The 22,002-nt window shown below is 62.0% G+C and carries 20 protein-coding genes; 9 read left to right on the forward strand and 11 right to left on the reverse strand.

Translation table 11 applies throughout. The features are described 5' to 3' along the window. Window positions 1-6: 6 nt before the first annotated feature. Complete coding sequence (locus AC3IQ7_RS28300) at window positions 7-1,122, reverse strand: porin (RefSeq protein WP_233515969.1); 1,116 nt, start codon at window positions 1,120-1,122, stop codon at window positions 7-9. Window positions 1,123-1,347: 225 nt separating this feature from the next. Between AC3IQ7_RS28300 and AC3IQ7_RS28305 the strand changes: the two genes are divergently transcribed. Further along, window positions 1,348-2,265 carry a LysR family transcriptional regulator gene (locus AC3IQ7_RS28305; protein ID WP_034778821.1) on the forward strand — a complete coding sequence of 306 codons (918 nt, stop codon included), beginning with the start codon at window positions 1,348-1,350 and terminating at the stop codon, window positions 2,263-2,265. 92 nt (window positions 2,266-2,357) lie between these two features. Here AC3IQ7_RS28305 and rsmA read toward each other — a convergent pair whose 3' ends face one another. From rsmA to AC3IQ7_RS28325, 4 genes are all read right to left on the reverse strand, one after another. Further along, window positions 2,358-3,137: a 16S rRNA (adenine(1518)-N(6)/adenine(1519)-N(6))-dimethyltransferase RsmA gene (gene rsmA, locus AC3IQ7_RS28310; RefSeq protein WP_099376269.1), complete on the reverse strand. Its 780-nt coding sequence runs from the start codon at window positions 3,135-3,137 to the stop codon at window positions 2,358-2,360. A 100-nt stretch (window positions 3,138-3,237) separates the two neighbouring features. Continuing rightward, window positions 3,238-4,293 (reverse strand): 4-hydroxythreonine-4-phosphate dehydrogenase PdxA, encoded by a 1,056-nt coding sequence (gene pdxA, locus AC3IQ7_RS28315; RefSeq protein WP_489207970.1) that lies wholly within the window; start codon window positions 4,291-4,293, stop codon window positions 3,238-3,240. Window positions 4,294-4,312: 19 nt separating this feature from the next. Beyond that, complete coding sequence (locus AC3IQ7_RS28320; RefSeq protein ID WP_233515968.1) at window positions 4,313-5,701, reverse strand: peptidylprolyl isomerase; 1,389 nt, start codon at window positions 5,699-5,701, stop codon at window positions 4,313-4,315. 103 nt (window positions 5,702-5,804) lie between these two features. Continuing rightward, on the reverse strand, window positions 5,805-8,042 hold the full coding sequence (locus tag AC3IQ7_RS28325; protein WP_099376266.1) for an LPS-assembly protein LptD: 2,238 nt from the start codon (window positions 8,040-8,042) through the stop codon (window positions 5,805-5,807). Between the two features lie 99 nt (window positions 8,043-8,141). Here AC3IQ7_RS28325 and AC3IQ7_RS28330 point away from each other — a divergent pair, with 99 nt between their 5' ends. The 5 genes from AC3IQ7_RS28330 to AC3IQ7_RS28350 all read left to right on the forward strand — a co-directional run bounded on the left by AC3IQ7_RS28330 (window position 8,142) and on the right by AC3IQ7_RS28350 (window position 13,515). Further along, window positions 8,142-9,209 (forward strand): aminoglycoside phosphotransferase family protein, encoded by a 1,068-nt coding sequence (locus AC3IQ7_RS28330; RefSeq protein WP_099376265.1) that lies wholly within the window; start codon window positions 8,142-8,144, stop codon window positions 9,207-9,209. A gap of 43 nt (window positions 9,210-9,252) precedes the next feature. Then, a complete protein-coding gene (gene murU, locus AC3IQ7_RS28335) occupies window positions 9,253-9,972 on the forward strand; it encodes an N-acetylmuramate alpha-1-phosphate uridylyltransferase MurU (RefSeq protein ID WP_099376264.1) in 720 nt (239 codons plus the stop codon). After that, complete coding sequence (gene pepP, locus AC3IQ7_RS28340; RefSeq protein WP_489210552.1) at window positions 9,972-11,294, forward strand: Xaa-Pro aminopeptidase; 1,323 nt, start codon at window positions 9,972-9,974, stop codon at window positions 11,292-11,294. The genes murU and pepP overlap by 1 nt, the downstream gene beginning before the upstream one ends. Window positions 11,295-11,303: 9 nt before the next feature. Next, the gene (locus AC3IQ7_RS28345; RefSeq protein ID WP_489207971.1) at window positions 11,304-12,446 is read left to right on the forward strand and encodes a UbiH/UbiF/VisC/COQ6 family ubiquinone biosynthesis hydroxylase; all 1,143 of its coding nucleotides are present in this window, start codon (window positions 11,304-11,306) and stop codon (window positions 12,444-12,446) included. A 115-nt stretch (window positions 12,447-12,561) separates the two neighbouring features. After that, complete coding sequence (locus AC3IQ7_RS28350) at window positions 12,562-13,515, forward strand: GGDEF domain-containing protein (RefSeq protein WP_489207972.1); 954 nt, start codon at window positions 12,562-12,564, stop codon at window positions 13,513-13,515. Between the two features lie 45 nt (window positions 13,516-13,560). On the opposite strand, the gene AC3IQ7_RS28355 is transcribed toward AC3IQ7_RS28350, so the two are convergent. The 3 genes from AC3IQ7_RS28355 to AC3IQ7_RS28365 are packed head-to-tail and all read right to left on the reverse strand — an operon-like array spanning window position 13,561 to window position 16,476. Continuing rightward, the gene (locus AC3IQ7_RS28355) at window positions 13,561-15,015 is read right to left on the reverse strand and encodes an NAD(P)(+) transhydrogenase (Re/Si-specific) subunit beta (protein ID WP_099376260.1); all 1,455 of its coding nucleotides are present in this window, start codon (window positions 15,013-15,015) and stop codon (window positions 13,561-13,563) included. A gap of 8 nt (window positions 15,016-15,023) precedes the next feature. After that, window positions 15,024-15,338: an NAD(P) transhydrogenase subunit alpha part 2 gene (locus AC3IQ7_RS28360; protein ID WP_034778841.1), complete on the reverse strand. Its 315-nt coding sequence runs from the start codon at window positions 15,336-15,338 to the stop codon at window positions 15,024-15,026. 25 nt (window positions 15,339-15,363) lie between these two features. Further along, window positions 15,364-16,476, reverse strand: a complete 1,113-nt coding sequence (locus tag AC3IQ7_RS28365; protein ID WP_099376259.1) for a Re/Si-specific NAD(P)(+) transhydrogenase subunit alpha — start codon at window positions 16,474-16,476, stop codon at window positions 15,364-15,366. 412 nt (window positions 16,477-16,888) lie between these two features. Between AC3IQ7_RS28365 and AC3IQ7_RS28370 the strand changes: the two genes are divergently transcribed. Then, window positions 16,889-17,368: an NUDIX hydrolase gene (locus AC3IQ7_RS28370; protein WP_034745637.1), complete on the forward strand. Its 480-nt coding sequence runs from the start codon at window positions 16,889-16,891 to the stop codon at window positions 17,366-17,368. A gap of 41 nt (window positions 17,369-17,409) precedes the next feature. Then, entirely contained in the window at window positions 17,410-18,525 is a 1,116-nt protein-coding gene (gene mnmA, locus AC3IQ7_RS28375; protein ID WP_322425887.1) for a tRNA 2-thiouridine(34) synthase MnmA, read from the forward strand. A gap of 150 nt (window positions 18,526-18,675) precedes the next feature. Here the strand turns inward: mnmA and AC3IQ7_RS28380 are convergent, their stop codons facing one another. The 3 genes from AC3IQ7_RS28380 to AC3IQ7_RS28390 all read right to left on the reverse strand — a co-directional run bounded on the left by AC3IQ7_RS28380 (window position 18,676) and on the right by AC3IQ7_RS28390 (window position 20,786). After that, complete coding sequence (locus AC3IQ7_RS28380) at window positions 18,676-19,083, reverse strand: response regulator (protein WP_152250886.1); 408 nt, start codon at window positions 19,081-19,083, stop codon at window positions 18,676-18,678. A gap of 41 nt (window positions 19,084-19,124) precedes the next feature. Continuing rightward, window positions 19,125-19,898 (reverse strand): 5'-3' exonuclease, encoded by a 774-nt coding sequence (locus AC3IQ7_RS28385; protein ID WP_489207973.1) that lies wholly within the window; start codon window positions 19,896-19,898, stop codon window positions 19,125-19,127. 216 nt (window positions 19,899-20,114) lie between these two features. Further along, entirely contained in the window at window positions 20,115-20,786 is a 672-nt protein-coding gene (locus AC3IQ7_RS28390) for a glutathione S-transferase (RefSeq protein WP_489207974.1), read from the reverse strand. Window positions 20,787-20,949: 163 nt separating this feature from the next. Here AC3IQ7_RS28390 and AC3IQ7_RS28395 point away from each other — a divergent pair, with 163 nt between their 5' ends. Beyond that, a complete protein-coding gene (locus tag AC3IQ7_RS28395; protein ID WP_233515967.1) occupies window positions 20,950-22,002 on the forward strand; it encodes a YjgN family protein in 1,053 nt (350 codons plus the stop codon).

Below are 22,002 nucleotides of genomic sequence, written 5' to 3' on the forward strand. Positions count from 1 at the left end.
TCAGTGTCAGAAATAATGTCGCATGCCGACGATCAGGACGCTTTGCGTCTTGCCGCCCGAGGCGCCAAAGCCGAACACGCGCGCGAATGTCGCATCGCCGGCCGCTTTCTGGTAGCTCCAGGTGATGGCGACATCGGTGCGCTTGGACAGGAAGTAATCGGCCTGGAAGTTGACCTGATGCCATTTCGGCGTCTTGTTGATCACGTCATATTTACCCGTGGTAAAGAAATACGACGCGCCCAGGTTCAACGCTTCCGTCAGCTTGTGGTTCACGTTCAAGTCCACGTTTTGCAGGGTCAGGTTGCTTTGGTCCAGGTAGTGGTAGCGCACGTTGGTGTACAGCGCACCAAACTTGGTCTTGCCCACATTATAAAAGCCCCCCGTGCCGGCGATGGCCTGGCTGTCCACGCCCGCACCCTTGACGGCGCTCTTGTTGAAAATCAACAGGGAGCTGCCATAGTCATTGCCGATGGCGCCATTCGGCGCATCCGGGCTGTTCGGGCGATCCATCTTGGTATAGGCGACGGCCCAGCTGAAGGCATCGACCTTGTAACCGGCGCCCATGCTGTAGACGCGGTTGCGGTTGGAGTCTTCCGGGTTCTCGCTGAAACCGTACAAGCCCGTAAACGACAGGTTGCTGATGTTCGGGCTGACGTACTTGACGGCGTTTTGCACGCGCAAGTTGTTGTAGCCATTGTCGTTGTCTCCGATATGCACGCCGTTACTGGCGATGACCACCGGGCCCAGCAGATCCTTGACGGCTTCGTACTGACGGCCCAGAGTCAGGGTACCCTTGTCATTGCTGGACAAACCCACATACGACTGGCGGCCGAACAGGCGACCGCTTTGCGAGGCCGTGCCCGTCATCACGTTAAAACCGTTTTCCAGCACGAAGAGAGCCTTGGTGCCGTTTCCCAGGTCTTCCTGGCCGCGGAAACCGATGCGGGGATTCTGATTCGTACCGCTCAGCGCATGCGTGCGGCTGCCGTTACCCTCATCCGACACATAGCCGATACCGGCCGACAGCAAGCCATACACTTGCACGCTGCTTTGCGCCTGCGCCGCGCCCTGCGCCGCCAGCAAGCCACCCACTACCATCGTTCCCGTCATCCATTTGTTCATCGCCGCCACCCTAAAAAGAATAAACCCTGAGTTTTTTTGGAATTATTGTATTGATGCGTCCCTTGCATGGCGTGCCACCGCGAGTACCGGTGCCGCCTGGCAAGCGCTTCTCTGAAGATTGTTGCCTTCAAGACAAGTAAAGACCAGTCCAGAATATGGTAAATTGCGGGATAAGAAAATTTGTTTATTTTTATAAATCCATTACTTTTTCTAATAAGCAAACCCATGCATGAGTTGAGCAAGAAGATTTCCTTACGACATTTGCAAGCGTTTGCCACCCTAGCCCGGGTAAACAGCTTCAGCAAGGCTGCACAGGAATTGTGCGTGACCCAGCCGGCCCTCAGCGCGTCGATCAAGCTGCTGGAAAATCAACTGGGAAAAAAGTTGTTTAACCGCACAACCCACCAGCTGGAACTGACGCGCGAAGGCAAGCTGGCGCTCGATTACGCCACGCATTTATTGAATACGGCGAGCAACACGTTTGCCGATATCCAGCGTGCCATCGGCAGCGGCCGCCACCGCATCCGTATCGGCGCGATACCGTCCGCCATGGCGATGACGGCCGTGGTGGTGGCGCGCTACTGCGAGCAGCATGGCGATGAGGTGGAAATCGTCCTGTCGGACATGCCCAACGACGGCTTGCTGCACGCGCTGCATTCGGGCCAGCTGGACTTTTGCGTGGGCATCGAGGTGCCCGGCTCCGTGTCGCTGGAAAGCGTGGGCCTGTTCGAAGACGAGCTGGTGCTGGTGACAGCGGGACGCCATGCGCTGGCGCCGCTCAAGGAAGTGCGCTGGGAGCAATTGGCGGGCCAGGAAATCGTCGTGTTCACCAAGGGCAGCATCTGGGAGTTCGCCTCGAGCGCGCTGCGCCAGCATGGCTTGAGCCCGTCGAGCCTGTACCAGATGATCCACAGCGAATCGCTGTACGGCGTGGTGCGCGCCGGCATCGCCGTGGGCATCATGCCCAGCCTGTACACGACCTTCCTCAACGACGAGGACTTGCATGTGGCGCCGCTGCGCCAGCCCACCTGCAAGCGCAAGATCGCCTTGATGCGGCGCAATGAAATCAGCCGCAACCACCATGTGGACGACTGTTTTTCCGCCCTGCGGCAAGATTTGCAGCAAGTCGACCAATGGTTTTAAGTTAAGCCAGCACTACCGGGGTCAGACCCCCGCTCACGTCGGCGTCTGCTCAGACGCCGATGGTGGAGAGGGTCTGACCCCAGCCCTTGCCATTACTGCGGTGCTTTGAGCAGATTCGCCAAAGCAACATACTGCTCCAGCCCGACAGTCTCCGGACGCAGGGTCGGATCGATGCCGGCCGCCTTGATCTGCTCTTCCGTAAACATGCCGGCCAGGCAGTTGCGGATCACCTTGCGGCGTTGCGAGAAGGCCTTCATGACCACCGCTTCCAGGGTGGCCTGGTCGCACGCCAGGCGCTCGGCCACGGGGATCATGCGCACGATGGCCGATTCCACTTTCGGCGGTGGGTCAAACGCTGTCGGCGGCACGATGAACAGCAAGGACATGTCATAGCGCCATTGCAGCATCACGGACAGGCGGCCATACGCCTTGCTGCCCGGCTCGGCTACCATGCGTTCGACGACTTCCTTTTGCAGCATGAAATGCTGGTCCAGCACCAGCGGCGCGAAATCCGCCAGGTGGAACAGCAACGGGCTGGAAATGTTGTACGGCAAGTTGCCCACAATGCGCAGCTTCTGGCCGGCCGGCACGGGGATTTTCGCGAAATCAAACTTCAGCGCGTCGCCCGAATGGATCGTCAGCTTGGCCGGATTGAAGGTCTTTTCCAGGCGCACGATCAGGTCGCGGTCCAGTTCGACCACATGCATCTGTTTCAAATGGCGCAGCAACTGCTCCGTCATGGCACCCAGGCCGGGGCCGATCTCGACCATGGCATCGTCCGGCTGCGGTGCGATGGCGGCCGTGATGTCGTCGAGGACGAAGCGATCATGCAGGAAATTCTGGCCAAAGCGTTTGCGGGCAACGTGTTTCATAATGTGTTTTCTATTAATGCGGTAAAGCCGGCACAGGCCGGCGGAATCGGTTGAGCAGTCAGCGTCGGGTTACGCCGTGCCGGCTAACCCGACCTACGCTCTATGCTCTGGTCGGGGTGCTGGCGCGCAGCATGTCGAGCGCCGTTTGCAGGGCTTGCTCCATGCTGTGGCAATCGGCCAGGCCGAGGCCCTGCGCGGCCAGGTCCAGCGCCGTACCGTGGTCGACCGAGGTGCGGATCAGCGGCAAGCCCAGGGTGATATTGATGCCGCGCCCGAAGGTCGCGTATTTCAGCACGGGCAAGCCCTGGTCGTGGTACATGGCCAGCACGCAATCGGCATCGGCCAGGTATTTGTGCTGGAACAAGGTGTCGGCCGGATACGGTCCGCGCGCATCGATGCCGCGCGCTTGCGCCGCGGCAATCGCCGGGGCGATGACGTCGATTTCCTCGCGTCCCAGATATCCCCCCTCGCCCGCGTGCGGATTCAGGCCGGTAATCAGGATGCGCGGCGCGGCGATGCCGAATTTCTGTTGCAAGTCCGTCTGGAGGATATCCAGGGTGATGGCAAGACTGTCCATGGTGATGGCAGCGGACACGTCCTTCAATGGCAGATGCGTGGTGGCCAGCGCCACGCGCAGGGTCGGTTCGCCATGGCCGGGTTCGCCGGCCAGCATCATCACCACTTGCGGCGTGCCGGTTTTTTCTGCCAGGTATTCCGTATGGCCGGAAAAGGCCACGCCGGCGTCGTTGATCGTGCTCTTTTGCAAGGGCGCCGTGACCATGGCACCAAACCAGCCGGCTGCTATACCTTCCACGGCCGCGTCCAGGGTCGCGAGCACGGAACGCCCGTTTTCCTTGTCGAGCACGCCAGGAATGACATTGTTCACGGTGGGAATATCGATCACGGCCAGGCGGCCCAGTCCGAACTGGGGCAGGCCACTGTTGCGCACGGCTTGCAGCGACAGCGCCGCCAGGCGGATATCCGGATCGATCAGGCTGGCCGTCAGCGCCAGGAAGGCGGCGTCGCCCAGCAGGATGCAGTTGACGTCATTGCGCATGGCCCAAGCCGCGCGTATGGAGATTTCCGGGCCGACACCGGCCGGTTCGCCACAAGTGATGGCGATGGCCGGGCGCCGTGCAGGGGGCAAGTTACTCATGCGCAATGAATCAACGGCATTATTGGTCGTCCGCGCGGAATTCGACGTAGGCACGGTCGCGCACTTCGCGCGCCCAGTTTTCCGTCGCTTCTTCCAGCTTGCGTTCGCGCAAGGCATTGCGTGCAGCGGCGCGCTGTTTCTCTTTCGAGACGTCGTCGCTCTTGCGTTCCAGCACTTCGATCAGGTGGAAGCCGAAGCTCGATTCGATCGGCTCGCTCACTTCGCCCGGTTTCAGCGCATTCATCGCCGTTTCAAATTCCGGCACGGTGTCGCCTGGATACAGCCAGCCCAGGTCGCCGCCCTTGGCAGCGGAACCGTCGTTCGAGAACAAGCGGGCCAGGTCTTCGAATTTGGCAGCCTTGTTATCGAGGCGCTCTTTCAATTCCAGCAATTTGCGCTTGGCTTCGGCAGCCGACAAGGTCGGCGTTATTTTCAGCAAGATATGGCGGGCATGCGTCTGCTGCACGGCAGCAACGGCTTGCGCCTCGGCAGCGCTGCGGCGGTCCACCAGCTTGAGGATGTGGAAACCCGTGTTGCTCTTGATGATAGGCGTGATCTGCCCAGGCTTCAGTTTCAGCAGTTGCTCCGTGAACAGGGGCGGCACGCGGTCGCTATGGCGCCAGCCGATATCGCCGCCGCTCAGCGCATCGCTGGCGTCGGAATAGGTGGCGGCCATCTTGGCGAAATCGGCGCCCGTGCGCAGCTGGCGGCTGACTTCTTCGGCGCGCGCGCGGCGCGCGGCGATCTGTTCAGGGCTGGAGTTTTCCGGAATGCGCACGAGAATCTGCGCCAGGTTCAGTTCCACCTGTTCGCTGGCGGCCGCTTTTTCCGCTTCCAGGAAGTTATCCACTTCGGAATCGGAAATCTGGATCTTGGCGTCGACTTCATGCTCGCGCAGGCGCTGCATGATGATTTCATCACGGATTTCTTCGCGGAAAGTCGCAAACGGCGTGCCTTCCTTTTCCATCTGGTTGCGCAGTTCCTGCACCGTCATTTTTTGCTGTTCAGCAATACGGCCAATCGCGCGGTCCAGGGTCAGGTCGTCCACGCGCACGCCCATTTCCTTGGCCAGCTGCATTTGGGCGCGTTCAACAATCATGCGCTCCAGCAATTGACGACGCAGGTCGGCAGGATCGGGCAAGGGCACGTTCTGCGACTTCATGCGCTGCTCCACGCTCTTGATGCGGGCCGCCACTTCATTGCGCGTAATCACCTCGTCATTGACGACGACGGCGATGGAGTCGATGGTCTGGCCACTGCTCGAGGCAGGTGGCGTGAACCCCTTGGCCGGTGCCGCGGCAGCGGGCGTGGCGACAGGCGCTGGCGCAGCCTGTTGCGCCCAGACACTACTGGTCGTGGCGCCGGAAATGGCGCACAACAAAACCGTTGCAATTTTGAGTTGGTGCATACTGGCATTACGCATAATGTGTAGAGCGCTCATGAGTTCAGGTGAATAAAAAAACCGGTTTGTGCCAGCGCCGGGAACACCGGCGGCGGCAACGGTGCCTATCTTAACGGAGTGGCTGGCTCAGTGTCTGGTAACCAGGGATGGTTTTTGTAAAAGTTTCCAGGCCATTCGCGCCCAGGCCCAGGCCATTCGACAAGCCCGTCAATTCCAACTGGAAGAAGATCGGCGTCGAAACAGTATTGGCCGTCGTCACGAAACGCTGCGCTCCCATGCGGAACACCCAGCAATCGCCCTTGTATTCCAGGCCGACCAGGCTTTCCAGCATGCTGCGATCCTTCAGGGAGTAACTGATGCGTCCCACGCCATACAGGCGGTCCGTCAACGGCCATTGCGTCGACACTTCCGCATTGCGCAAACTGCCACGCTGGAAACGATTACTGAAATTCAATACTTTCTTGACACCGGGCTGATATTGCAAGGTGTAGTTGTAGCTCATCAACTGGCGATCGCTGGGATTGTACTGTACCAGGCTGTCGACGGTCCAAGTCTCGGACACGCGGCCCGTTGCCGCCAGCAGGATATCCGAACGCGACTGGTTGACGGGCGTGGTCGAATTGAGCTGCACGCGCTGGTCGGCAAAATAGAAACGCTGGCCGAAGGTCAGGCGCATGCGCTCCGTGCCGTCCGTCTGCAGGAAGCGCGAGACGACGGCGGCCGTGACCTGGTTGGCATCGCCGATGCGGTCGCTACCGACAAAACGGTTTTCCGTGAATATCTGCGTCAGGTTGAAGGTGCCGTCGGCCGTATCGAATTTCGGAAACTGCGACTGGTCGCGGTACGGCGTGTAGACATAGAACAGGCGCGGCTCCAGCGTTTGCGTGCCGCCCTTGGCGCCAAACAGATTCGTGTCGCGCTCAAACACCAGGCCGCTGTCGACCGAGAAAGTCGGCACGGCGCGCGTAAACGAGGTATCCGGAAACAGCGCCTTGGTCCTGGCGTCATTGTCGAGCTGATACGCACTGGCATTGAGCATCAGCTTGGGCGTGATGAAGTAGCCAGGGCGCATGATGGGGAAACTCACTTGCGGCACGGCCACCAGGCGCGACCCTTGCACCAGGGTCGGGTGCGCAAAGCGCGTCGCTTCCGCGTCGAAGGTCCAGTCGAAACCGCCCCAGACGTCATATTTGCCAGCGTGGAAGTTCACCGCCGGCAAGCGGTCATACGGGCGCGGCACGGTCACCGTGGGATCGGGATCCTGCAGCACCTGGTAATTCTGCACGCGCGCCGTCAGGCTCCAGTCCTCGGTGCGGTAATCGGTGCGCAATTCGCGCAGCAACTGGCGCTCGGTGGCGGTGGCAACGGTTTTCGAGAAATCGTTCGGGTAATTATTGTCGGACGCCTCGCGCAAATCCCAGCTGTAGCTCCAGCCCTTGGCCAGCGCCTGCTCATGCTTGGACTTGATCATGTAGCGGTTGGTCTTGGTCTGCTTGTCGTTAGGCAAGAACTCGAACGACGTCTCGCCCTGGTACAGGCCGGCATCCGTCTCGCCCATGTAGCGGCCCGTCGCACCGAGCTGGATGCCGCGCCGCTGGATGTAACGCGGGTACAGGGTGAGGTCGCGGTTCGGCGCGATGTTCAGGTAATACGGCATCAGCAGCTCGAAACCGTTCTTCGAGGCAAAGCCCGGCGTGGGCGCCAGCCAGCCCGAGCGGCGCGCACCGGACAGCGAAAACGAGATGCCCGGCGTGCCCAGGATCGGCACGTCCTTGAAATAGATGATGGTCTTGCTGCCGGTACCCACGTCGCGGCCCGTATCGAGGTTCAAGGTGCTCGATTTCAGGTACCAGTCCGGATTCGGCCCTTCGCAGGTACTGTAAGTACCATCGATGACATTGGCTTCATCGGGGTTGATGAAGTCGACGCGCTCGGCCTTGCCCTGGCCGCCGCCCACTTCGAAGCGGTACGTCGGGTTGAGCAGGAAACCCTTGCCGGTCTCCATGTTCAGCTTCAGGACGTCGCCCGTGTAGTAATCGCCGAAACGCCACATCTTGATATGGCCCTCGGCGTCGAACTCATCTTCAACTTGTTTGTAACAAGCTGTATCGGCCGTCATTTTTGTGGTTTTTCCGCGCTCGATCACGACATTTTGATCGAGATTGAGCTCCCTTTCGGGGCGTCCCTTCATGCTGTTTGCCGTCATGACGGTGGGCGCGTCGGGATCTTCCACATGAACCGGACGCGGCGCTTTCTGGGCGTGGACAGGCACCGTCGTGGCGGCGACGAGCGCGCTGATGGCGAAAGCCCAGCGCTGCGAAGGGGGGGAGGCCGAAAACCAGCTCATGAATTGGAAGGGGCAAGCACCATTGACAGGCGATTTTTTGATTTGAATCCCTTATTATATGGGAATCTGCACCATCAACCCGATTCCACAGGCCGCTTAATGTCATTCTCCCCCAATTCCCCTGCCGCGCCGGCCTCCGCCGACGCTCGCCTGACCCTGTTGAAAGCCTGGTTGGCCCCCCTGAACCTCGTCGCGCCCGATTCCGCCCGCCCCGCTTCCAGCGATGCGAGCTTCCGCCGCTACTACCGCCTCGATGTCTTGCCCGGCAATACAACCTTGCCAGGAAAGACACTGATCGCCATGGATGCGCCGCCCGAGCGCGAAAACGTGCCCGCCTTTGTCAAGGTGGCCGGCTTGCTGAAAGGCGCCGGCGTGTCCGTGCCCGAGATCATCGCGCAAGACCTGGAGCAGGGCTTCCTGCTGCTCTCCGACCTGGGCACGACCACCTACCTCGATGCCCTGAACCACGACAACGCCAGCGTGCTGTACGCCGAAGCGCTCGAGTCGCTGATGAAAATCCAGCTGGCCAGCCAGCCGGACGTCTTGCCCGAATTCGACCGCGCCTTCATCCTGCGCGAAATGAATCTGTTCCCGGAATGGTTTATCGGCAAGCACCTGGGCGCCACCTTGACGGATGTGCAACAAACCCAGCTGGACAAGGTCTTCGAAGCCATCACGGCGAATATCTTGTCGCAGCAGCAAGTTTTCATGCACCGCGACTACCATTCTCGCAATTTGATGCACATCAACGATGGTTCACTCCCCAATCCCGGCATCCTCGACTTCCAGGACGCCGTCTTCGGCCCCGTCACCTACGACATCGCCTCGCTGCTGCGCGACGCGTATATCCAGTGGGATGAAGAACTGGTGCTCGACTGGGTGATCCGCTACTGGCAGCGCGCCAAGCAGCTGGGCTTGCCAGTCAATCCCGACATCGACGCCTTCTACCGCGATTTCGAATTCACGGCCCTGCAACGCCATTTGAAAATTCTCGGCCTGTTCGCGCGCCTGAATTACCGCGACGGCAAGGATCTGTACATGGGCGACCTGCCAACCGTGCTCGACTACGTGCGCAAGACGGCCAACCGCTACACGGAACTCAAGCCGCTGGTGCGTTTGCTCGATGCCCTGGAGAATAAAACGCCGCAAGTTGGCTACACCTTCTGATCACTTCAGAGCAATTTACAATGAATCAGAAAACGAGTATTCCATGAAAGCCATGATCTTTGCCGCAGGCCGCGGTGAACGGATGCGTCCGCTTACCGATACCTGTCCCAAACCGCTGCTGAAAGTGCGCGGCCGTCCGCTGATCGTCTGGCACGTGCTGAACCTGGTGCGCGCCGGCATCACGGACATTGTCATCAACCATTCGCACCTGGGCCACCAGATCGAGGCAACCCTGGGCGATGGCAGCGCGTACGGCGCGCGCATCGCGTATTCGCCCGAGACCACGCCGCTGGAAACGGCAGGCGGCATCGCCCAGGCGCGCCACCTGCTGGGCGATGAACCCTTTCTCGCCATTTCCGGCGACATCTATTGCCCGTATTTCGACTTCAAGCAGGTACTCGACGTGCTGGCCGACAAGGACGTGCTGGGCACGCCGTATCCGGCCGACCAGCGCGACATCGCCTGGACTTACCTGGTGCCCAATCCCGACTTCCACCCACAGGGCGACTTCGGCCTGACCTTGTTCGCGATCAACAATACGGACGATACCAAGTGGACCTTCGCCAACATCGGCGTGTACCGTCCCGAGATGTTCGACGGCATTACGCCAGGCAGCCACGCCAAGCTGGGCGATTTGCTGCGCCGGTACGCGGACCAGGGCCGCGTGGGCGGCGAAGTCTATCCCGGCGAGTGGACGAATGTCGGCACGCCAGCGCAGCTCGACGTACTCAACGGCGTCACGGCCAAGGCCAGCGCAACATGATGGCCAACTACGCGGCCCGGCGCGCGGCGCTGCTGGCGCAGATGCTGCCGGGCAGCGTGGCCATCCTCGCCACGGCGCCCGAAGTGCCGCGCAACAGCGATTGCGATTATCCATACCGCCACGACAGCTATTTCTATTACCTGAGCGGCTTTACGGAACCCGACAGCGCCGTGGCCCTCGTGGCCGCCAGCGCCACGGCGCCCGCGCGCGCCATCCTGTTTTGCCGCGCCAAGAACACGGAGCGCGAAATCTGGGACGGTTTCCGCCACGGCCCCGAGGCGGCGCGCACGACGTTCGGCTTCGACGGCGCCTTCCCCATCGAGGAACTCGACGTGGAAATGACGCGCCTGCTGGCCGACGCCCCCGCCATTTACTATGCGCTGGGCGGCAGCCTCGATGCGCAGGTCAAGGTCTGGCTGCACAACGTGCGGCAAAAGGCCCGCAGCGGCGTCACGGCGCCCGCCATCGCGCATGACATCAACGGCATGCTCGACGCCATGCGCCTGCTGAAAGATACGGAAGAACAGGGCCTGATGCGCCGCGCGGCCGCCATTTCCAGCGCCGCCCACGTGCGCGCCATGCGCGCCACGCGGCCCGGCATGCACGAATACGCGCTGGAAGCGGAGCTGCTGTACGAATTTCGCCGCAGCGGCGCGCAATTCCCCGCGTATTCCTCCATCGTGGCCGGCGGCGGCAACGCCTGCATCCTGCATTACAGCGCCAACAACGCCGTGCTGCAGGACGGCGAGCTGGTGCTGATCGACGCCGGCTGCGAACTCGATGGCTACGCCTCCGACATCACGCGCACCTGGCCCGTCAACGGCCGCTTCAGCGGCCCGCAGCGGGCGCTGTATGAGCTGGTGCTGGCCGCGCAACAGGCAGCGCTGGACATGCTGCGCCCCGGCTTGCCGCACAGCGCCATCCACGAGGCGGCCGTGCAGGTGCTGGCGCAGGGCATGCTGGACCTGGGTTTGCTGGACCGGCAAAAAAGCGGCGGCGTGCAGGACGTCATCGCCGACAAGGCCTATATGCCCTTCTACATGCACGGCACCAGCCACTGGCTGGGCATGGACGTGCACGACGTGGGCGCCTACCGAGACACGGGTGCGCCAGGCAAGCCGTGGCGCGCGCTGGAAGCTGGCATGGTGCTGACGGTGGAACCGGGCATCTATGTGCGCCCCGGCGCGGGCGTGCCGGAGCAGTTCTGGCATACCGGCATCCGCATCGAAGACGACGTGCTGGTCACGCCGCAAGGCCATGAAGTCTTCAGCACGGCGCCCAAAAGCGTCGCTGAAATCGAACAACTGATGTCACAGGATTAACGCCGTCGCATGCATACACCGTCCCCTTTCGATCTCGCCGTCTGCGGCGCCGGCCCCGTCGGCATGGCGCTGGCCGCCCTGCTGGTGCAGCGGGGCAGCCGCGCCGCCGGCATCGCCCTGCTCGACGCCAAATCGCTCGAGCAAGCCAGGCGCGACCCGCGCACCATCGCCCTGTCGCACGGCAGCCGCCAGATTCTCGAGGAAGCGGGCGCCTGGCCCGTGGAGGCGACACCTATCCACCAGATTCACGTCTCGCGCCGCGGCCAGTTCGGGCGCAGCCTGATGGACCGCAGCGAGCATGGCGTCGAGGCCCTCGGCTATGTAGCCCGTTACGGCGCCGTCGTCAGCGCGCTGGCCGACGTGTGCGAACGCCTGGGCGTGGCCAGCCTGCGCCCGGCCCTGGTGACGGGCAGCGTGGAAGACGCCGACGGCGTCTGCGTGCAGCTGGAACAGGATGGCGCCGCGTCGAGCTTGCGCGCCAGCCTGCTGGTGCAAGCCGAGGGAGGCCTGTTCGGCCAGCAGCAGGAACGCGCCGTCAGCCGCGATTATGGCCAAAGCGCCATCATTGCCCATGTGCGCACCAGCGATCCCGCCGCCCACCGCGCGTACGAGCGCTTCACCGATGAAGGCCCGCTGGCCCTGCTGCCGCAGGACGACGGCTACGCGCTGGTGTGGTGCGTGCCGCCCACGCGCGCCGAACAATTGCTGGCCCTCGACGACGCGGCCTTCCTGGCGCGCCTGGGCGCCGCCTTCGGCAGCCGCCTGGGACGCTTTAGCCACACGACGGCGCGCCTGGCCTATCCGCTGGGCCTGAACGCGCAGACGGGTGGCACGGCGCGCACGGTCGCCATCGGCAATGCGGCGCAAACCCTGCATCCGGTGGCGGGACAGGGCCTGAACCTGGGCTTGCGCGACGCCGCCGTGCTGGCCCGCGTGCTGGCGCAGGACAGCAGCCCGGCCGGGCTGGAACGCTACGCCAGCCTGCGCCAGGCAGACCGGGGGCTGACCGTGCGCGTGACCGACACCATGGCGCGCATCTTCACGGGCAGCGCGCCCACGCAAGGCTTGCTGGGCCTGTCGCTGGGCTTGCTGGACGCATTCCCGCCGGCACGCAAGGCACTGGCCGGATTGATGATGTACGGTCGCCGCTGAATCTTGACAATAAGGAAATAGCTGGGGCGAAAAAGAAACAGGCGGGCGATCCGGCATGGAGTAAACGGCCCGCGGATGCGACAATGGCTGTCACCTGGCTTTTGGCGACCGTTCCATGACAGATGCATTGCCCGCAGCACCGCCTGCCGCCCTTCCCGAAGTCCTCTTTTCCCGCCTGCTGGAAGACGCCCTCGACGCCGTCATCATCATCGACGAGCGGTGCCGCATCCGCTATATCAATGGCGCCATGCAGGCGCTGTCGGGCTATGCCAGCGGAGAATTGCTGGGGCAGACCCTGAACGGCCTGCTGCCCGACGCCGTCGGCGCCCAGCACGACAACCACGTGATCAACTACATCCGCAGCTCGCGCACCTCCAGCGTGCTGGGCAAGATACGCGAATTCGCCATCCGCCACCGCGACACGCAAATGATCCCCATCGAAATGAAGGCGCTGGACCTGGGCGTGGTCGACGGCATGCGCTATTTCGGCGCCTTCTTGCTCGACGTGCGCGAACGGCGCGAACTGGCGGCAAAAAACGCCAGCCTGCTGGCGCAGTTGGAACAGCAGGCGCTGCACGATGCGCTGACGTCGCTGCCCAACCGGCGCGCCTATGAAGCGCAGGCCGAGCAGGCGATGGCGCGCGCGGCGCGCAGCGGCGCCGCCCTGAGCGTGGGCGTGGCCGATCTCGACCATTTCAAAAAAATCAACGACCGCTATGGTCATGCCGTGGGCGACGCCGTGCTGCGCACGGTGGCGCAGGCGCTGCGCGACACGGGGCGCATCACCGACGTGGCGGCGCGCCTCGGTGGCGAGGAGTTCGGCCTGCTCTTCCCCGACGCCAGCCTGCAGCAGGCACACCAGGTGGCCGAGCGCATCCGCGCGGCCGTGGCAGCGGCGGTCACCGTGCTGCCCGACGGCGGCCCGCTGCACGTCACCATCAGCATCGGCGTGGCGCCGCTGGTACAAGGCGCCAGCCTGGACGCGGCCATCTCGGACGCCGACAAGGCGCTGTATGTCGCCAAGCACCAGGGACGCAACCAGGTCGTCGCGGCAGCGGCCGGCCAATAAAAACGGCCCGCGCAAGGCGGGCCGCTCGTCTTGCACCGAGAGACTTTACTCGATTGCCTTGACCATATCCTCGATCACCTTCTTGGCGTCGCCAAACACCATCATCGTGTTCGGCTGGTAGAACAGGTCGTTGTCCAGGCCCGCATAGCCGGACGCCATCGAACGCTTGTTGACGATGATACTCTTGGCTTTATACGCTTCCAGGATCGGCATGCCGGCGATCGGCGATTTCGGGTCTTTCGCCGCCGGGTTGACCACGTCGTTCGCACCCAGCACCAGCACCACGTCCGTCTGGCCGAATTCGCCGTTGATGTCTTCCATCTCGAAGACCTGGTCGTACGGCACTTCCGCCTCGGCCAGCAGCACGTTCATGTGGCCCGGCATGCGCCCTGCCACCGGATGGATCGCATACTTGACGGTGATGCCCTTGTGCGTGAGCTTTTCCACCAGTTCTTTCAACGAATGCTGCGCGCGCGCCACGGCCAGGCCGTAGCCGGGCACGATGATGACGGTTTCCGCATTGCCCATGATGAAGGCGGCGTCGTCGGCCGAACCCGATTTCACGGGACGCTGTTCCTGCGCGCCCGCCGCGCCTGCGGCCGGCGCATCGCCGCCGAAGCCGCCCAGGATGACGTTGAAGAACGAACGGTTCATGGCCTTGCACATGATGTACGACAGGATCGCGCCGGACGAACCAACGAGCGAACCGGCGATGATCAGCATCGAATTATTCAGCGAAAAACCGATGCCGGCCGCGGCCCAACCCGAGTAGCTGTTGAGCATCGACACCACCACCGGCATGTCGGCGCCGCCGATGGGAATGATGATCAGCACGCCCAGCGCAAAGGCGATGACGGCCATGACGATGAACGGCGTCCACGCCGGTTCGACGCCGTCGGCGAAGCAGAACACCAGGCCCAGCGCGATCATCACCAGCGCCAGCACCAGGTTGAGCATGTGCTGGCCCTTGAAGCTGACGGGTGCGCCCTGGAACAGGCGGAACTTGTATTTGCCCGACAGCTTGCCGAAGGCGATCACGGAACCGGAGAACGTGATGGCGCCGACAAAGGTGCCGATGAACAGCTCGAAGCGATTACCGATGGGCAGCGCCTCGCCGTTCTTGGCAATATTGAAGGCCCACGGTTCCGACACGGCCGCCACGGCGATGCACACGGCCGCCAGACCGATCAGCGAATGCATGGCCGCCACCAGTTCCGGCATCTTCGTCATTTCCACGGTTTTCGCCAGGTAGGCGCCGATGGCGCCGCCCGTGACGATGCCGATGATGACGAGGGTCAGGCCCATGCCGCCCGTCTGCTGTTCCTTCAGTTTCAGGATCAGCGCCACGGTGGTGACGGCGGCAATGGCCATGCCGCTCATGCCGAAGGCATTGCCGCGGCGCGCCGTCGAGGGCGACGACAGGCCTTTCAAGGCCTGGATGAAGCACACCGAGGCGATCAGGTACATCATCGTCACCAGGTTCATGGTGACGAAGCTCATGGCGTGACTCATTCTTTTGCTCCTTGCTTGGCTTTCGGTTCTTTTTTACGGAACATCTCGAGCATGCGCTGCGTGACGAGGAAGCCGCCAAACACGTTGACGGCGGCCAGCGCCACGGCCAGGGTGCCGGCCGCCTGCGCCAGCGGGCCTTGCGTCAGGCCGGCCGCCAGCATGGCGCCGACGATGATGATGGCGGAAATGGCATTGGTGACGGCCATCAGCGGCGTATGCAGCGCCGGTGTGACGGTCCAGACGACGTGGTAGCCGACATAAATGGCCAGCACGAAGATGATCAGGTTAATGATGGTGTGACTGATTTCCATGATGTTGTTCTCTCCGGGCGCCGCGTTATTTTCTGAGGATGTCATTGCCCGCGCAAACCAGGCTGGCCTTGATGATTTCATCCTCGCGATCGATCAGCAATTGGTCGTCCTTGTCGATGATGAGCTTTAAAAAGTCCAGCACGTTGCGCGCATACAGGGCCGACGCATCGGCCGCCACCAGGGTCGCCAGATTCGGTTCGCCCACGATGTAGACGCCGTGCTTCAGCACCGTCTTGCCCAGTTCCGAGAGCGGGCAGTTGCCGCCCTGCTCCACGGCCAGATCGACGATGACGGAGCCGGGTTTCATGGCTTTCACCGTTTCTTCGGAAATGAGCACGGGCGCGGCGCGGCCGGGGATCAGCGCGGTGGTGATGATGATGTCGGCCAGTTTCGCCCGTTCATGCACCAGTTCGGCCTGGCGGCGCATCCAGTCGGCCGGCATGGCGCGCGCATAGCCGCCCGCACCCTTGGCAATCTCTTTTTCTTCATCCGTGAGGAAAGGCACGTCGAGGAACTTGGCGCCCAGCGACTCCACCTGTTCCTTGACGGGCGGGCGCACGTCGGACGCCTCGATGACGGCGCCCAGGCGCTTGGCCGTGGCGATCGCCTGCAGCCCTGCCACGCCCACGCCCATGATCAGCACGCGGGCCGCCTTGACGGTGCCGGCCGCCGTCATCAGCATCGGCATGAAGCGCTGGTAAGTGTTAGCCGCCACCAGCACGGCCTTGTAGCCGGCGATGTTCGCCTGCGAGGACAGCACGTCCATCGACTGCGCGCGCGTGATGCGCGGCACGGCTTCCAGCGCGAAGGCGGACAGGCCGGCCGTGGCCATGGCGGCGATATTGTCCGCATCAAACGGGTTCAACATGCCGATCAGCACCGTGCCGCTGGCCATCAGGGCCCGTTCACCGGCATCGGGCGCGCGCACCTTGAGCACGATGGCGCAGCCATAGGCTTCCTGGGCGGTGCCGATCTGCGCGCCGGCGGCGGCATACGCGTCGTCAGGAATCGAGGCTTGCAGGCCCGCTCCCGACTGCACGACGATCTGATGCTTGGCTGCCAGCTTCTTGACTGTCTCGGGCGTGGCTGCCACCCGCGTTTCACCAGGCCGTGTTTCGGCCGGTATGCCTATCCTCATGATGCCTCCGCTAATTGATAAACTGACTAGAATCTAACACGGAAAGCAGCGCGTTAAACGTTTGTGAACCAGCAACTTTTAGTCGTACGACACTAATTTACCCCTAATACCAATCCTCGTTCCGCCATGCGGTATGGCGCCCGTATTGTGGGAAAGGTGTGTCAATCTCACCACAGTCGAGCACGTGTGCGCGCTTGTTTTGACCACCGGTAAAGCCTATATTAGCGGGCGTTTCCTGCCATCTTGCCGCCTAAGCCCCCATGCTAGTGCGCTCCCCGGGAAAGACGTAAGTACCTCCCACCGCTATTTGCTAAAACGTTGTCATTTATCAATATGTCCGCGCAACAGAAGGCCGGGTTCAAACCGCGCGCGCAGAACAAGATAAAATGTCGGCTCTTTCAAGGATGGAATCATGCCGAGAATCTGGAAACCCTCTGTCACCGTTGCCGCCATCGTCGAGCGCGACGGCCTGTTTTTACTGATTGAAGAAGAGACCAGCGAAGGCATCAAGATCAATCAACCGGCCGGTCACCTCGACCCGTTCGAGTCGCTGGAACAGGCGGTGATCCGCGAAACGCTGGAAGAAGCGGCCTACGATTTCATCCCCACGGCACTGGTCGGCATGTACATGTCGCGCTATCAGTCACTGCGCACGGGCGAGGACGTGACCTATTTGCGCTTCACCTTTTGCGGCACGGCCGGCGCCGAGCATGACCGCCCGCTGGACGAAGGCATCATCCGCACGCTGTGGATGACGCGCGACGAGCTGGCGGCATGCCAGGAACGCCACCGCAGCCCGCTGGTGCTGCAGTGTGTGGACGAATACCTGGCCGGCCGGCGCGCGCCGCTGGCCCTGCTGCACACGCATGCGTCCGTTTTCAATAGCGCATAGCAATACGCATTGCCATATTATTAAAGTAACTGGAAAGCAAGATGAGCAAGAAGAAAGTCGTTATCGGCATGTCGGGCGGGGTCGATTCCTCGGTCGCGGCATGGATGCTGAAGGAACAAGGCTATGAAGTCATCGGCCTGTTCATGAAAAACTGGGAAGATGACGACGATTCGGAATACTGCTCCACGCGCCAGGACTGGATCGATGCGGCCAGCGTGGCCGACGTCATCGGCGTCGATATCGAAGCCGTCAATTTCGCCTCCGAATACAAGGACCGCGTGTTCGCCGATTTCTTGCGCGAATACCAGGCTGGCCGCACGCCGAACCCGGACGTGCTGTGCAACGCCGAAATCAAGTTCAAGGCCTTCCTCGACCACGCCATGACGCTGGGCGCCGACCTGATCGCCACCGGCCACTATGCGCGCGTGCGCCAGGCGCCCACTGATGCGGGCCGTTATGAGCTGCTGAAAGCCGTCGACGCCAGCAAGGATCAAAGCTACTTCCTGCACCGTTTGAACCAGGCGCAGTTGTCCAAGACCTTGTTCCCGCTCGGTGAAATCCCGAAGACGCAAGTGCGCCAGATCGCCGAGAAACTGGCCCTGCCGAACGCGCAAAAGAAGGATTCGACGGGCATCTGCTTTATCGGCGAACGTCCGTTCCGCGAATTTTTGAACCGCTACCTGTCCTACAAGCCAGGCCCGATGAAAACGGCCGACGGCAAGACCGTGGGCGAACACGTGGGACTGAGTTTTTATACCCTGGGCCAGCGCAAGGGCATCGGCATCGGCGGCGTGAAGTCGTACCAGAACGCCGATGGCAGCAGCGACGCCTGGTATGTGGCGCGCAAGGATATCGCCAACAACACCTTGTGGGTGGTGCAGGGCCATGACCACCCGTGGCTGCTGTCACCGGCCTTGACGGCCGACCAGGCCAGCTGGGTGGCGGGAGTGGCGCCGCAGGCGGGCGCCTTGAGCGCCAAGACGCGCTACCGCCAGGCCGACGTGGCTTGCCACTTGCTGCCGGAGGGGAATGAACACTTCAGCCTGGCCTTCGACCAGGCGCAATGGGCCGTCACGCCGGGCCAGTCGGCCGTGCTGTACGACGGCGACGTGTGCCTGGGCGGCGGGATTATCGCCAGTTCAACCGGGGTGCTGTAATAATTGTATGCGTAAAGTTCAGTATCAACGCCTGAGAAAATCGTAGCGAGCGGCAGTGAGGCTCGGCGCCCCCGTTGGCCCGAGAAGCGCAGCTGTACTTTAGTACAGTGAGCATCGCCGGCCGCAAATCGCGACGCGCAGTAGATTTAATCAGGCGTCCTTCTGAGCAGCGGCCAGCGCCTGCTGCTGCTTGCGCACCATGGCAATGACCGTATTCCGCACGGTTTTCAGGACCGTGTCGGCCATGAACGGTTTCACGATGAAGCCCGACACGCCCATGGCGTGGGCCGCCTGCAGCGAGGCGGCGTCGATGCCGCCCGAGACCATGAAAATGAGCGTCTTCGGATACTGGGCGCGGATGGTCTGCACCACATTGCTGCCATCTTCCACCTGCTCACGCGCGATGCAGACGAAATGCGGATGGTGCTTGACCAGCAGCGCCAACCCCAGCGCGCTCGTATGCGTCTGCCCGCAGACATCGTAGCCGCCATCGGTCAGGACCGTGTTCAGCAGGCCGCGCGCCACGGCGCTGCTATCGATCAGGACTGTCTTTAACATCATGATTTACTTCCCTTGCTTGATTGTTCTTGCCTGGCGCTCTACTTTTCCCACGCCAGCTTGTTCCAGGTGACACCCAAGGTCACATCCGTTTTGAGCGCAACTAACTTTCTTGAAAGATACAGTATTTCCCGCTCTTTTCGCAGGCTTTCGCCCAGCGTGCCCGGCAAAATGCCCGCGCCGGCCATCACGGCGTCGATATTGCCGTAGGCGCGCAACAGTTTCGCGCCTGTTTTCAAGCCGATCTTCGACACGCCGGGGATGCTGTCGGTGACGTCGCCCATCAGCGCCAGCAGGTCGGGCAGCAGTTCCGGCGGCACGCCGAACTTTTTCTCGACCCAGGCGTGGTCGTGCCAGATGCCCTTGAAGTGATCCCAGACGAGCGCGCCGTGGGCGATCAGGCCATGCAAGTCCTTGTCGGTGGTGGCGATGACGGCCGCGCCGCGCCCCTCGTGCAGCCAGCGCATGACGGCCGTGCCGATCACGTCGTCGGCCTCGACCTCGGGAATGCTGACCACATGCATGCCGAAGCTGGCCAGGGTGTCATAAAAGCCGGGCAAGGCGTCGCGCAGCACCTGCGGCATGGGCTGGCGCCCCTCGCGGTAACCGGCATACAGGGCGTGGCGCCAAGTCGGGCCACCAAAGTCGAAGGCCGGCAGGATGTGCGTCGGCTCATGGTCGTTGATGAGGGTGCGGAATGACGACAGCGCATGGCGCAGCGCGATCTCCGCCTTCAGGTCGGAATCGGGTTCAGGACTGGCTTCGTAGACGCGGCGTACGATATTCAAGCCGTCGATAGCGAGGAGTCTGGCCATGCGGTAAGTGGATACTGATTGAATTGATCATTTTACCGTATGGAGCAAGCACTATTCCCCGCGAGTTCCGCTTGGCAGGTTTTATGCGGCGTAACAACGCCTAACAAAACCGTAGCGAGCGGAAGTGAATTGTGGCTAAGAAGCGCAACCGTACTCAAGTACGGTGAGCATCGCAGGCCGCAAGTCGCGACGCGCAGTAGGTTTGGTTCGGCGTTCTCATTTGGCGAAATCGTAGGGCCCGCCTTTTTCCAGGGCGCGCTGGTAGGCCGGGCGCGCGTGGATGCGCTGCAGGAAGGCCGTCAGCTTCGGCAGGCGCTCGTCGAGTCCGCCGCGCATGGCCGCCGCTTCCAGCGGAAAGCTCATCTGGATGTCGGCCGCCGTGAATTCATTGCCGGCAAACCATTTGGTTTTCTCCAGCTCCGCTTCCATGTAGGCCAGCTGGCTATTAATATTGGGCAGGACGAAGCTGCTCTTGACCTTGCTGGCGATGCCGCGCGCGATCGGCTTGACGAAAAACGGCATCGGCGACGATTCGACCTTGTCGAACACCAGCTTCATCAGCAGCGGCGGCATGGCCGAGCCTTCCGCGAAATGCAGCCAGTAAGTCCAGCGCAGCTTGTCCGGCGTGCCCGCCGCCGGGACCAGGCGGCCATTGCCGTAGCGCTCGACCAGGTAGTCGATGATGGCGCCCGATTCGGCGATGGTGTTGGCGCCATCCGTGATCACGGGCGACTTGCCCAGCGGATGCACGGCTTTCAAGGAAGCGGGCGCCAGCATGGTTTTCTGGTCGCGCTGGTAGCGCTTGACCTCGTAGTCGAGGCCCAGTTCCTCGAGCAGCCAGAGCACGCGCTGCGAGCGCGAGTTGTTCAGATGGTGGACGACGATCATGGTTTTCCCGGTAACGATGGTTGAGTTCCAGTATAGCCGGGGACGGCCGGATCGGGTCGGCGCAAGCGAATCGACGAAAAAATTGCGAAAAACAGTATTTTCAATTGATAACTTTTCAATAATCCCTTATCTTGTTTTGTTTCCAATCAGTAAGGAAACCCCTGTGGATTTCGACGCAAACAACACTACTCCCCGGCAAGAAGCCATCACCTTCAGCGCCACCGGCAGCGAATACTTCCGTATCTGGATCGTCAACCTGCTGCTGAGCATCGTCACCCTGGGCATTTATTCCGCCTGGGCCAAGGTGCGCCGCAACCGCTACTTCTATTCGAGCACCCACCTGGCGGGCGGCAGCTTCGAATACCATGGCAACGCCATCGCCATCCTGAAAGGCCGCATCGCGGCCGTGGTGCTGATCGCCGGCTACAACATCGCCTTCCAGGTCTCGCCCGTCGTCGGCTTGCTGATGTTCGTGCTGCTGGCCGCCATCCTGCCCTGGCTGGTCTGGAAAAGCCTGCAATTCAAGCTGTACAACACCAGCTATCGCGGCATCCGCTTCGGCTTTGGCGGCAGCGCCAAGGAAGCCTACAAATATTTCCTGTGGCTGCCCATCCTGAATACCTTCACGGGTGGCCTGATGACGCCTTTCCTGCACCAGCGCCTGAAGCGCTTCCAGCACACGCAAAGCCGTTTCGGCGCCACCCATTTCAGCTTTGACGCCACGGTCGGCAGCTTCTACAAGACCTACCTGCTGTTCTTCGCGCTACTGCTGGGTGGATTGCTGGTCCTGATTTTCGTCGTCTTCGGCAGCGTGTTCGCCTCGTTTGCGGCCAATGCGAATGACAAGACCAAGGTGGGCAGCCTGCTGTTTGCCATCGGCGCCTTGTACCTGTGGGCGTTCACCGTGCTGCCGCTGTTCCTGACCATGATCCAGAACCTGATCTGGAACCATACGCGCCTGCAGCAACACCAGTTCCAGTCGCAGCTGACCTGGGGCCGCACCACCTTCGTCATGCTGAGCAACCTGCTGGGCATCGTCGTCACCCTGGGCCTGTTTACGCCATTCGCCCATGTGCGCTGGCTGAAGTACCGCCTGGAAGCGACTTCCATGCTCGTGCACGGCAGCCTGGACGAATTTGTCGCCGCCACGGGCCAGCAAGTGTCGGCCACGGGCGAAGGCATGGTCGACCTGCTGGACTTCGACCTGTCGCTGTAG

The sequence above is a fragment of the Janthinobacterium sp. GL_088 genome, assembly GCF_057837845.1.